The sequence below is a fragment of the Listeria sp. SHR_NRA_18 genome (assembly GCF_003856515.1).
In the GTDB taxonomy this organism is placed as follows: domain Bacteria; phylum Bacillota; class Bacilli; order Lactobacillales; family Listeriaceae; genus Listeria_A; species Listeria_A newyorkensis.
This window is the reverse complement of record NZ_QPKR01000013.1, coordinates 65,758-78,564: the sequence shown is the minus strand read 5'-3', so window position 1 is coordinate 78,564 and position 12,807 is coordinate 65,758. Positions and strand designations below refer to the sequence as shown.

The following is a 12,807-nucleotide window of genomic DNA, read 5'->3' as shown; positions in this document are numbered from 1 at the left end:
AGAAAAAAGACATTCTCACGCCCCTCCTCCCCCAACAATTATCTTGCCCCCGCGCAACTTTTTTAGGGAAACCCCCTTGACACAAAAAAACATCGATGCTAACCTAGAAAGAGTAAGAACAATAATAAAAAAAATCAGCAAGCCAAAAAGTCTCTTCCAAACGCCAATTCAGACCGCGCCTCCAAACCTCAGCGTGCCCACAAATGCTTAGTTGCTAGGCAAAAGTGAGTACCGCAGCGGAGCGTACGACTGTACGAGAGCAGCGGAACGGAACTTTTAACGACGCAAATGAGCGTTTGTGGGCACGCTGAACGACCTGTATAGTGAGGCTCCTATATGAACATATGCCACTGCCCAAAAATGTCCAAAGACGCCAATGGGTTGAACAGGGATTGTCGGATTAAGGCTTTCCATAATGTGGCTAAGAAACCAGTTTTCTTTACGTTGTATAGTGCCAAATCTTTAGCGAGGGGAATAGTATGTTTTTTTATGCGCATAAAATTCTGAATCTCTGCCAAAGTCACTAGACGGGTAGGGATTTTTTGTGCGTAATAAAGCATGAAATGAAAATTCTGCTATTATATTTATTATTGTCAATTTATATAGAACGGAGGTGGAGTAACATGCCACAATTTTTAGAAGACGACCCTGCAGAACCTGAATCATCGAACGTAATAACGGACTGGAATGGCTTTTACTCCACCAGAAACCTAAAAAAGCCGTGACAGTTTCGAACTGAATCGGAGGATAATACAATGAAAAAAGCACTAAACAAGTTACGTAATGAACAAGAAGTGAACCGGACACTACTCCAAGATTCCACAGCAAACAAAGACGCGACGATCGCGAAATACAAAACAACGACACAAGGCCTAAACGAAGTCGAAGTTACGAGACGTCGCACTAAATTTGGCCCAAATATCACCGCCGAACAGAAGCCAACACCGTGGTATGTCAATCTGGCCAAGGCTTTTCACAACCCATTTATTTATATTCTTGCCTTCCTAATGATTATTTCTTACGTAACGGCCGACATCGAGGCGACCATCATTATGGCTCTGATGATCCTATTTAGCGTCATTCTGAGCTTCACCCAATCGATGCGCGCCCAAAAAGCTAGTCTCGCTTTGAAAAATATGATAGAAAATACGACCGCGATTATTCGTGACGGCATGCAACGCGAAATTCCGATTGTGGATGTCGTTCCAGGCGATATCGTTTTCCTCTCAACCGGCGACATTATCCCAGCGGACGCGCGAATCGTCGAAGCCAAAGACCTATTTATCAACCAATCACCACTCACTGGCGAATCGATTCCCGTTGAAAAATTCGTCGAAGCCACCGAAAAAAGTTTCAGCATTTTTGAACGAGACAATTTGGCATTCATGGGCACCGACGTGATTAGCGGTCAAGGTAAGGCGCTAATTCTTAAGACCGGCGACCACACGATTTTCGGCTCCCTATCTCAAGAAGCTCTCGCCAAACGTGACGAAACCAGTTTTGATAAAGGCGTCAAATCCATCTCCAAACTACTGATGTACCTCATGCTTGTCATGGTTCCAATCGTCTTTTTGATCAATGGCATCATGAAAGGTAACTGGACCGAAGCGCTTCTGTTCGCCGTTGCTGTAGCCGTGGGACTTACGCCCGAAATGCTTCCGATGATTGTCAACACCAATCTCGCAAAAGGCGCCGTTCGCATGGCTAAAAAGAAAGTCATCATCAAAGAGCTGAGCGCGATTCAAAACCTAGGCGCGATGGACGTTCTCTGCACTGACAAAACCGGCACGCTGACCAAAGATAAAGTCGAACTCATCGAACACATTGATACGACTGGCGAAACGTCCGATAAAGTCCTAGCGCTCGCCTTCCAAAACAGCCACTTCCAAACCGGCTGGAAAAACATCATGGACCACGCGATCATTTCACACATGGAAAAAACAGGTGATAGCAAACGTTTCACAACCCCAGAAAAAATCGACGAAATCCCGTTTGACTTTGCCCGCCGCCGTCTCAGCGTTATTTTGCGCAAAAAAGACAGCCTGCAAATGATTACAAAAGGCGCGATTACCGAAATGTTCGACGTCTGCTCCACACTTGAAGAAAACGGCGCGATTATCGAGCTCACAGACCCAATCAAAAAACGCCTCCACACGCAATGTGAGGAAATGAATCGCAACGGAATGCGCGTCATCGCCATCGCGACGAAAACCAAGACCGAGAAAGAAACCTTCTCCGTCATCGATGAGCAAAATATGACACTAATTGGCTTCCTCGGTTTCCTAGATCCCGCCAAGCCATCTGCAAAACCCGCGATTGCCTCTTTGCATGATCACGGCGTTACCGTCAAAGTTCTCACAGGTGACAACGAAATCGTCGCGCAAACCATTTGCAAGCAAGTCGGCATTCCGTCAGAGAAATTCCTGCTCGGTTCCGATATTGATTTCCTATATGATGACGAACTGACCGAAGCAACGAGGACCCACCACATCTTCGCCAAGCTCACACCAACTCAGAAATCCCGCATCATTCACCTGATTCGAAAAGACGGCCACACAGTTGGTTTTATGGGTGATGGAATCAATGATGCACCAGCCCTGCGCAAAGCAGACGTCGGAATCTCTGTTGATACTGCCGCCGATATAACCAAGGACGCAAGCTCCGTTATTCTACTCGAAAAGAGTTTAACGATACTAAACGATGCCGTAACGGAAGGTCGTAACGTCTTCGGAAACATTCTAAAATACATGAAAATGACAGCCAGCTCCAATTTTGGAAACGTGTTTAGCGTGCTTGTCGCCAGCGCCTTCCTGCCATTTTTACCAATGCTATCGATTCATCTACTTTTGCAAAACCTCATGTACGATGTGTCGCAAATGACGCTACCGTGGGATAAAATGGACGAATCCTTCTTGAAAAAGCCACGGAAATGGGACCGCAAAAACATGCTGCGCTTCATTCTTCTGATTGGCCCAGTCAGCTCGATTTTTGATATTCTCACGTTCGCCCTCATGTGGTTCGTCTTTAGCGCCAATACGATCGCGGAACAAGCACTGTTCCAAAGCGGTTGGTTCGTTGTCGGCCTGCTCACACAAACGCTCGTCGTCCACATGATTCGCACAGAAAAAATTCCATTCATCCAAAGTCGCGCAGCTGCGCCAGTGATGATTTCCACCCTTATCGTGATGGGTCTGGGTATTATCATTCCATTCACGTCGCTTGGTCACAACATCGGACTTGTCAGCCTACCGCTCAGCTACTTCCCGTGGCTCATCGCGATTCTTGTAGGCTACATGATAACCGTCCAAATCGCCAAAAATCTCTACATCAAGAAATTCCATGATTGGATTTAAGCCGATGTTTACCAAACAGAATAGCATCCTTATTATTGCCTATCTCGCCACAGGAATTTGGAGTTGCCTCATGGTTTACAGCGCCAGTTATGCATCCGCAGGCAACCGTTACGATGTAGCAAGCAACCATTTCGCCGTTCGTCAAGCCATGTTTTACGCAATCGGCCTCGCTTGCCTACTCTTCTTTGCCAAACTAAAAACAACACCATTCTGTTCTAAAAAAACGATGAAAATAGCAGGCGGCGTCGCTGTCCTCCTGCTACTTCTCGTTCTACTTACCGGTACAGCGACCAACAACGCCCAGCGCTGGATTCAACTAGGTGGCGCCACACTTCAACCAACCGAACTCGTCAAAATGCTACTCATCGTTGTTACCGCCAACTTCATCGTCCACTACTTTGCAACGATGGCGCGCTCCAATCGCGTCACGTACTTACTCATTGCCTACATCTTCGTATGCGCAGGTCTCATTATTTTGCAACCTGATTTAGGCACAAGCTTCATCGTTCTATGTATTTTCGCCGCCCAACTGCTCACATCCGGGCTATCCGCACGCAGACTCAGCCAACTCGCGCTCACCGTCATCCTGTTCGTCGCCCTCAGCCTAGGCATCACGTACCTGCTCCATCCCGATTTTTTCAGTCAGGCTCGGCTTGGTCGTTTCGCGTTCCTTGACCCGTTCAGCGAAGCCAATCTCGACGCCTCCTACCAACTCAGAAACGGCTATTACGCGATTGCAGACGGCGGCATATTCGGCAAAGGATTCGGCCAAAGCGTCCAAAAACTCGGTTTCCTGCCCGAATCCCATACCGACTTCATCAGCGCAGTCATCTCAGAAGAACTTGGCATCATTGGCATTCTTGTGACCATGAGTCTCATCCTGTTTTTCATCGGAAAAGCCTTCCACATCGCACTTCGCAGCCAATCAGCATTCGACACTTCCGTCTGTATCGGTTTTGCGACCTGGATCGCCGTCCAAGCCGTACTCAACCTCGGCGGCATCAGCGGTATGATCCCACTCACCGGCGTCCCGTTGCCATTTATCAGCTTCGGCGGCACCTCCATTATCACCCTATCGTGCGGCGTCGGATTTCTCATCAGCGCCGAACGCCAAATAACCCTCACAGAAAGAAGGAATCTCCATGCAAACCAACAATAGACTCCGCGAAAGCCTAGTCGTCATCATCTGCCTACTATCCATGATTAGCTGCCTAGCAATTTTCATGGCCCAACAAACCAATCAATACGACGCCAACTTCTTCCGCATGCAAGTGATTTTCATCATCGCTGGCTTCGTCGCCGTATTTCTCCTATCAAAACTCGACATGACCTTCGTCCGCGCCAACATTCTCTGGGTATACTTCGCCATGCTCATCCTGCTCGCCGGTATCCTCATTCCAAACCCACTCGTATCAAAAATTAATGGCGCGACACGTTGGTATCAGCTAGCCGGATTCTCCCTACAACCATCAGAAATCGCCAAATCGATGTTCATCGTCGTCATCGCCCATTTTGCGGCAACATACGAACGCGTCATTTGGAAGCAGCTACTCATCACGTGGTCGCTCGCCGGCGTTGTTCTCCTTTTAATCATGAAACAGCCCGATCTCGGCACAACCATCGTCTACTTCGTCAGCGCCTTCACGATCAGCATCCTAGCCCTAAAATCCAGCAAACTCATCATCACGATCCTAACATCACTCGTCGTCGCAGTAAGCGGTGGCCTCTATCTCGTCGTCTACCACGTCCACCTACTCGAAAAAATCGGCTTCAAAAGCTACCAATTCCGGCGCATCAACACGTGGCTCGACCCAGCAAGCGATCCCAATTCCTTCTACCAAGTCGACCGCTCCCTAAAAGCAATCGGCTCCGGAACCATGTCTGGCAGCAACTCACCATCCGTCTACATCCCAGAAAGCCACACCGACATGATTTTCAGCACCATCGGCAACCAATTCGGCTTCATCGGCGCCAGTTTCCTGCTCATCTTGTTCATGCTCTTCATCCACCAACTCATCATCGCCGCACTACACATGAAAAGCAGTTTTTCCACATATGTCATCGCCGGTTTTGCCATGATGTTCGCCTTCAATATTTTCGAAAACATCGCGATGACCATTGGCCTCATGCCCCTAACCGGGATTCCACTGCCATTCATCAGTTACGGCGGCAGCTCGACACTCGGCAACATGATCGCGCTCGGCGTCATTCTCGCCGTCATCAAATGCGACGACACCAGCCTACGCCGAGCCTAGCAATCAGTCCGAAATCGTCTTTTTCTCCTCATCCGGAATTTTTTCAATGCGCCCTAAGAACACCGTAATCGATAAAATTCCAACCAGCATCACGACGCCCGCCACAACAAAAGCAATCGCGAAACTTCCCGTCGCACCAACGATAAACCCAGTTACAATCGGAGCAGCAATCGCCGTCAAATTCCCAATAAAGTTCATAAAACCGCCCACAGTCCCAACCGAACCATTCGGCGCTAGAATCGACGGCATCGACCAGTTAATCGTAGACGCGATACAAATTCCCGACACCGCAATGCTAAAATAAATAATCGCCGTCTGCGTGTCCTTCGTCGTTGCAGCTCCAATCACCGCAAGCCCAAGCAACATGCCAATCGTCAAAAATAACTTCCGAACCTTCGACGGATCAAATCCCCGCTTAATCAGAAAATCAACGAACAGCCCACCAATCAAGACACTAGACAACGCACCACAAGCCCACGGAATCGCCGTATACAGTCCCGATTTCATAATATCCAAATGAAGTTCCCGCATCAAATAATTCGGCAACCACGTCAAGAACAAGAAGAACGAATAATTATACGCCGCCGCACCGATCGCCAATGCCCACAACTTCCGCTGCTTCATCAAATATACCAAGCGACTCCCCTCACCAGGCGCGACCTGCTTTTGCACATCACCCGACTGAATATAATCCAGTTCCTCCTTCGAAAGCCGCGGATGCTCCTCAGGGTCCCGATACAACATCCAAAACCAAACACAGTACACAATACTAATCAGCGCCGTCACAAGAAAAGCCTCACGCCAGCCCCATTTTGCAATAATAAAAGCCACCATTGGCACACCAATCACATTCGACAACTTCGAAGACATATCAAACATCGCCGTCGCAAATCCACGTTCCTTCAGAGGAAACCAGTATCCCGTCGCCTTCGAAGCCGCACTAAACGCCGGAGCCTCCGCCACACCTAGCGATAATCTCAAAATAAATAATGGCAATAATCCACTAATAAAAGCCGTCAATCCCGTCGCAAAAACCCAGACAATCGAGCAAACCCGATTCAGCCATTTCACACCAATCCGGTCCAGCACAACCCCCATCGGAATCTGCATCAACGCATACGTCCAAGAAAAAGACGACAACAAAATACCGAACATCGCCGGCGAAATACTCAGTTCATCCATCAAAACCTGCCCAGCAACCGTCAAATTAATCCGATCAAAATAGTTCACCAAACAGCCAAATCCAAGTAATAAGCCGATCCAATATCTAAATTTTTTCTTTGTTGTGATAACTTTGCCGAGTTCTATCTGCTTCTCCATCCTTTTCCCTCCCAGTCTCACTAATGAAGCCAAACCTCTCAAGAAAAAAGCCATTTTCCCAAGAGGCACTAGTCATCCATTCACGCTTTTATGCAACAACGTCAACACTCGGCGCAACTCATCCACAGGAACCTGTCCAGGCGCAGAAACCTTTTTCGCCGCTCCAAACGTCAACGCCGAGCCAAAAATCTCTCCAGCCAAACGCGAAATAACACCCGTTCCCGCCATCGACATCGTGATAATCGGACGATCCGCATATTTTTCACGCATCGTATTCGTCGCACTAAGCAACGTCAACACATCCGCCACCGATTGCGGCATCACCGCCATTTTAGGCAAATCTGCGCCCATTTCTTGCATCTTCACAAGCCGCGCCACAATCTCATCCTCACTCGGCGTCTTCTCGAAATCATGATTCGACATAATCACCTTCGCACCCGCTTGATGCACCACCGCCACAAGTTCCGCCACTTCCTTGTCCCCCGTAAACAGCTCCACATCCACGATATCCGCCATGCCAGTCGCCGCAATTTCCCGATTCAGCGCCACATAACTCGCCACCGGAAAATCACGCTCACCGCCCTCTTTCGCACTCCGAAACGTAAAAATCAGCGGTATCTCCCGCAAAATCCCACGAATCTCCTGCAAAGTCACCTTCACTTTCTCCGTATCCGCGACGTCTTCATAAAAATCCACACGCCATTCCACGACATCCAGATCAAGATCCACCAACATCCGCGCTTCCTCGATCAATTGCGCCGCCGTCTCACCGACCATAGGCACACAAATACTAGGCGCACCCTCACCGATCACGACATCTCTCACCGAAACAGTCCTCATCTCCGCTCCCCCTTTCAAAAAAGTAACGCCTTGATATCCTCAACCGGCATATCTTCCCCAGTCCAAATTTCAAAAGCCTTCGCACCCTGCCACAGCATCATTCCAAGGCCATTTACCGTCGTGCACCCAACCTCATCCGCCATTTCCAACAAACGCGTCTTTGCAGGCACATACACAACATCCGACACAATCAAACCAGGACGCAAGTAAGACACATCCGGCACAACACTCTGCCCAACAAGCGGCTTCATCCCAACCGAGGTCGCATTAACAAAAATAGCACTGCTCGCCATTTCGCTCCGTAGGGATTCCAAATCAGCCAAATCAAACAACTGCGCCTTACAATCCGTTTTCGAATTAATATCACGCACCATCCGCTCTCCCCGCTCGTAAAACTCGTCCTTCCTATTAAAAATCGAGATTTCCCTCACACCATCAAGCGCAGCCTGAATACAAATCGCCGTTGCAGCACCACCAGCACCCGCAATCGTCATTTTTTCCCCAATAATATCAATCTTAGCTTCCGCGAGAGCCCGCATATACCCCGTTCCATCCGTAATATGCCCCGTCAAAACGCCATCATCATTCACAACCGTGTTCACCGCGCCCGCAAGTTCCGCCGCCGGAGACAACTTATCCAAATGCTGCTTCACCAACACCTTATTCGGCATCGTCACATTACAACCACGAATTCCCATAGCCCGAAACCCCTGCACCACATCCGCTAACTGCTCCGTCCCAACATCAAAAGCCAAGTAAACATAATCCAATCCCAATTTCGCAAATGCCTCATTATGCATTTTTGGTGATAAACTATGAGAAATCGGCGTACCCAATAACCCAATCAACTGCGTCTTCCCAGAAATTCGCTCCGTCATACTAAAAACACCCTTCCCTATTATGTATACTATTCCTTTGTCAGCAAAATCAGTATATTCATCCAACTCTACAATCATACCAGAAACAGCATCCCTTTTTCCAGTCACTTTATCCAGTTTTCGTCCTATAAATCATTATATCCGACTACTGTCATTTAAACAAGAACGCACAAAAAAGACCTATCAGCTTAGCGCCGATAAGTCTTTTTCGCATATGTAAGATCGTGAATAAGGGTCTCCCCTTGATTCACAACAAAAAAAAGCCTGCGCTTCTCTCCACACCTTTTGCGAGAGAGAAGACACACAGAGCTAGACAAAGACGGCGAACCGCTCTATCATAACACTCCACTTGCTTTAACACATGCATTATACTAATTCAATGATAACCATTGGTGCGCCATCACCGCGACGAGGACCTTTTTTCATGATACGAGTGTATCCGCCTTGACGTTCCGCGTAACGTGGAGCAACATCATCAAATAATTTTTGTAAAGCGTAAACTGGACGATTTTTTGTCACAGTGTTACCATCTTTATCTTTCACTTCTTTTTGTACCACGTTAACAACTTCGTGGCGAACAAAAGCAGCTGCTTGACGACGAGAATGCAAGTCTCCTTTTTTACCAGAAGTGATCAATTTTTCAACGACAGAACGAATCTCTTTAGCTTTCGCTTCAGTTGTTTCGATACGTTCGAAAACGATTAAATCAGTCGCTAGATCACGTAGCAATGCTTTACGTTGCGATTTAGTACGACCTAATTTTCTGTAACCCATGGATTTCCCTCCTTCACAAAGTAAAAATTAATTTTCGTTTCGTAAACCTAAGCCAAGATCAGACAGTTTCACTTTTACTTCTTCTAAAGATTTACGACCCAAGTTACGAACTTTCATCATATCATCCTCAGATTTGTCAGCTAATTCCTGTACTGTATTGATTCCAGCGCGTTTCAAACAGTTGTAAGAACGAACAGATAAGTCCAATTCTTCAATTGTCATCTCAAGCACTTTCTCTTTATGGCTTTCTTCTTTTTCAATCATGATTTCCGCTTTTTGGGCTTCATCCGTTAAATCAACAAAAATATTCAAATGCTCTGTAAGAATTTTTGCTCCCAAGGAAACAGCTTCTTCAGGGCTAATACTTCCATCCGTTAAAACGTCAAAAGTTAGCTTATCATAATTTGTGGATTGTCCAACACGTGTTGTTTCCACTTGATAGTTAACACGGATAACCGGGCTAAAAATCGAATCAACTGGCAACACACCGATTGGCATATTCTCACGTTTGTTTTGATCCGCAGGTGTATAACCACGACCACGCGCCGCATTCAAGCGAACATGGAATTTCGCGTTATCACTAAGTGTACAAATATGAAGATCTGGATTCAGAATCTCAACATCGCTATCATAGTTAATATCGCCGGCAGTTACTACCCCAGGACCTTGCATATCAATTTCCAAAGTTTTGTCATCTTCGGCATACACTTTAAGCGCAAGTTTCTTGATATTCAAAATCATGCTTGTTACATCTTCTACTACACCTTCGATTACAGAAAACTCATGTAACGCTCCATCGATTTGGATAGATGTCACTGCAGCACCAGGAAGAGAAGATAACAGAATACGACGTAAGGAGTTACCCAAAGTTGTACCATATCCACGCTCTAGTGGCTCTACAACAAACTTTCCATACTTGGCATCATCGCTGATCTCAATCGTCTCGATTTTCGGTTTTTCAATTTCGATCATTCAAATTTACCCTCCTTCAAAACGTCTCTTTGGCTAAGATCCTTATGAAGAATCTCGTGACAATAGTTCAAAGTTGCGAACAAAATACGACTACTTAGACACGACGACGTTTTGGAGGACGACATCCGTTATGAGGAACTGGAGTCACATCTTTAATAGCAGTTACATCAAGACCTGCCGCTTGAAGAGCACGAATTGCTGCTTCACGTCCTGAACCTGGTCCTTTAACTGTTACTTCCAAAGTTTTCAAACCATGTTCTTGTGCAGCTTTTGCACACGTTTCAGCCGCTAATTGCGCTGCGAAAGGTGTTGATTTACGAGCGCCTTTAAAGCCTAAAGCTCCAGCACTTGACCATGCTACTGCATTACCGTGCATGTCAGTAATCGTTACAATTGTATTATTGAATGTAGAACGAATGTGTGCAATACCAGCTTCGATATTCTTTTTCACACGACGTTTACGAGTATTAGTTTTACGTACCATTCACAAACTACCTCCTTTACTTACTAATAATTATTTCTTCTTACCTGCGACCGTTTTTAATGGGCCTTTACGAGTACGTGCGTTGTTCTTCGTGTTTTGTCCACGAACTGGTAGACCACGACGATGACGCATGCCACGATAAGAACCGATTTCGATCAAACGTTTGATATTCAAGTTCACTTCACGACGAAGATCACCCTCAACCTTAATTTTGTCAACTAGTTCACGGATTTTACCAAGTTCTTCTTCAGTTAAATCACGAGTACGAGTATTTTCAGAAACACCTGCTTCTTTTAATACATCTTTAGCCGTTTGGTTACCGATACCATAGATGTAAGTCAAAGATATTACGATACGCTTTTCGCGCGGAACATCAACACCTGCAATACGTGCCATTTATAAAAGCACCTCCTCTTATCCTTGTTTTTGTTTATGTTTCGGATTTTCACAAATTACCATTACTTTACCTTTTCTGCGAATAACTTTACATTTCTCACAGATTGGTTTTACTGATGGTCTTACTTTCATGTAGATATACCTCCTTGTTTACTAGAGAAAATGTCTCTATAAACCGATTAAAACATAGCTGGCGAACCAGACCGGTATATAATTTCATTTCCGATAATTTCTTATTTAAAACGGTAAGTGATTCTGCCACGTGTCAAGTCATACGGGGAAAGCTCCACCGTTACTTTATCACCTGGTAAAATACGAATATAGTGCATACGGATTTTGCCAGAAACTGTAGCTAAAACAGTATGACCATTTTCTAGTACAACTTTGAACATCGCGTTAGGCAATGTGTCTTCCACTGTACCTTCCACTTCGATTACATCTTCTTTTGCCATAAGTTGCTACCTCCTTACTCTTTTAACTGGACCATTTACAGGTCTGCCATTTCTTTTCGCGTAAAATTTTATTACATGAAAAAACGCTAGACATACCAAAATCGTTCCCCACGACAAGGAATTAATTTTATACATCTTCAGACAATCGGTAAAAGTACGGTCCCGCAAAAATGGAAGTACAAGTGCATCTGGCTCGAGTTCGAACGCCTTCATATCACTATTTCCAGTAGCATTCCTATTTATCCAGATGATCTTCAGACAATCTCTCGTTCATCATGTTTCGCATAGTTGTTACTCACTGCACTGCCAATTACCCATTATACTACAAAACAAAACATTTTGCACTACATAGGTACCGACTGTAAAATAAGCGATGATTTCTTAAAATGAAGCTAGAATCTTATCTACGTCTTCGAACACGACATCAATATCTTGTTCTCCGTTAACTGCAAACAAAGTTCCTTTTTCACCATAAAAATCTAACAATGGTTGCGTTTGTTTGATATTAACATTTAAGCGATTCTCCACAGTTTCTGCTTTATCGTCTTCACGTTGGTAAAGAGTAGCACCATCGATGTCACAAATCCCCGCTTGTTTCGGAGGATTGAAAACTTCATGATACGTTTTACCACATGTTGGACAAATCCAACGACCAGTCAGACGTTTCATCAGGCTGCTTTTATCTACTTGAATGTTAACAACAGCATCAAGCTTTGTTCCAAGGTCCGAAAGAATACTTTCTAATTCCTCGGCTTGCTCAACAGTTCGTGGAAACCCATCAAGCAAGAAACCATTCTTAGCATCATCTTCAGCTAAGCGCTCACGAACGATACCGTTTGTCACATCGTCAGGAACTAGATTGCCGCTATCCATAAAGGATTTAGCTTTCAGACCTAATTCTGTGCCATTTTTTATTGCTGCGCGGAACATATCCCCAGTTGAAATGTGAGGAATATTGTATTTCGCTACAATTTTTTCAGCTTGCGTACCCTTACCGGCACCGGGCAGTCCCATTAACACTAGTTTCAACTGTATCGCCCCTTTATTTAGTAGCACGTCGGGGCATGAGGTTTGATCCTCAGC

At 45.7% G+C, this 12,807-nt stretch carries 14 protein-coding genes and 1 riboswitch; of the genes, 4 read left to right on the top strand and 10 right to left on the bottom strand.

The window, feature by feature from the left end; genetic code table 11:
• From DUK53_RS17865 to DUK53_RS15560, 4 genes are all read left to right on the top strand, one after another.
• The coding region (locus DUK53_RS17865) for a hypothetical protein (protein WP_236637317.1) at positions 1-211 on the top strand (211 nt) is incomplete at its 5' end.
• Between the two features lie 97 nt (positions 212-308).
• Positions 309-480, top strand: a riboswitch (M-box (ykoK) riboswitch).
• A 275-nt stretch (positions 481-755) separates the two neighbouring features.
• Positions 756-3,353: a magnesium-translocating P-type ATPase gene (gene mgtA, locus DUK53_RS15570; RefSeq protein ID WP_036094354.1), complete on the top strand. Its 2,598-nt coding sequence runs from the start codon at positions 756-758 to the stop codon at positions 3,351-3,353.
• 4 nt (positions 3,354-3,357) lie between these two features.
• The gene (locus DUK53_RS15565; protein ID WP_036094449.1) at positions 3,358-4,512 is read left to right on the top strand and encodes an FtsW/RodA/SpoVE family cell cycle protein; all 1,155 of its coding nucleotides are present in this window, start codon (positions 3,358-3,360) and stop codon (positions 4,510-4,512) included.
• Positions 4,496-5,608, top strand: a complete 1,113-nt coding sequence (locus tag DUK53_RS15560; RefSeq protein WP_036094355.1) for an FtsW/RodA/SpoVE family cell cycle protein — start codon at positions 4,496-4,498, stop codon at positions 5,606-5,608. Before DUK53_RS15565 ends, DUK53_RS15560 begins: the two co-directional genes overlap by 17 nt.
• Positions 5,609-5,611: 3 nt before the next feature.
• Here DUK53_RS15560 and DUK53_RS15555 read toward each other — a convergent pair whose 3' ends face one another.
• From DUK53_RS15555 to DUK53_RS15510, 10 genes are all read right to left on the bottom strand, one after another.
• On the bottom strand, positions 5,612-6,928 hold the full coding sequence (locus DUK53_RS15555; protein ID WP_052165065.1) for an MFS transporter: 1,317 nt from the start codon (positions 6,926-6,928) through the stop codon (positions 5,612-5,614).
• A 72-nt stretch (positions 6,929-7,000) separates the two neighbouring features.
• A complete protein-coding gene (aroD, locus tag DUK53_RS15550) occupies positions 7,001-7,768 on the bottom strand; it encodes a type I 3-dehydroquinate dehydratase (protein ID WP_036094357.1) in 768 nt (255 codons plus the stop codon).
• Between the two features lie 14 nt (positions 7,769-7,782).
• A complete protein-coding gene (locus DUK53_RS15545) occupies positions 7,783-8,646 on the bottom strand; it encodes a shikimate dehydrogenase (RefSeq protein ID WP_036094452.1) in 864 nt (287 codons plus the stop codon).
• Positions 8,647-9,012: 366 nt separating this feature from the next.
• On the bottom strand, positions 9,013-9,420 hold the full coding sequence (gene rplQ / locus DUK53_RS15540; RefSeq protein ID WP_036060310.1) for a 50S ribosomal protein L17: 408 nt from the start codon (positions 9,418-9,420) through the stop codon (positions 9,013-9,015).
• A gap of 27 nt (positions 9,421-9,447) precedes the next feature.
• Positions 9,448-10,392, bottom strand: a complete 945-nt coding sequence (locus tag DUK53_RS15535; RefSeq protein WP_036071402.1) for a DNA-directed RNA polymerase subunit alpha — start codon at positions 10,390-10,392, stop codon at positions 9,448-9,450.
• Between the two features lie 94 nt (positions 10,393-10,486).
• Positions 10,487-10,876 (bottom strand): 30S ribosomal protein S11, encoded by a 390-nt coding sequence (rpsK, locus tag DUK53_RS15530; protein ID WP_036060306.1) that lies wholly within the window; start codon positions 10,874-10,876, stop codon positions 10,487-10,489.
• A gap of 30 nt (positions 10,877-10,906) precedes the next feature.
• Complete coding sequence (gene rpsM, locus DUK53_RS15525) at positions 10,907-11,272, bottom strand: 30S ribosomal protein S13 (RefSeq protein ID WP_036060303.1); 366 nt, start codon at positions 11,270-11,272, stop codon at positions 10,907-10,909.
• Between the two features lie 18 nt (positions 11,273-11,290).
• Positions 11,291-11,404: a 50S ribosomal protein L36 gene (gene rpmJ / locus DUK53_RS15520; protein WP_003156543.1), complete on the bottom strand. Its 114-nt coding sequence runs from the start codon at positions 11,402-11,404 to the stop codon at positions 11,291-11,293.
• Positions 11,405-11,505: 101 nt separating this feature from the next.
• Complete coding sequence (gene infA / locus DUK53_RS15515) at positions 11,506-11,724, bottom strand: translation initiation factor IF-1 (RefSeq protein WP_036060296.1); 219 nt, start codon at positions 11,722-11,724, stop codon at positions 11,506-11,508.
• A gap of 381 nt (positions 11,725-12,105) precedes the next feature.
• Positions 12,106-12,753 (bottom strand): adenylate kinase, encoded by a 648-nt coding sequence (locus tag DUK53_RS15510; protein WP_036094358.1) that lies wholly within the window; start codon positions 12,751-12,753, stop codon positions 12,106-12,108.
• Positions 12,754-12,807 lie beyond the last annotated feature (54 nt).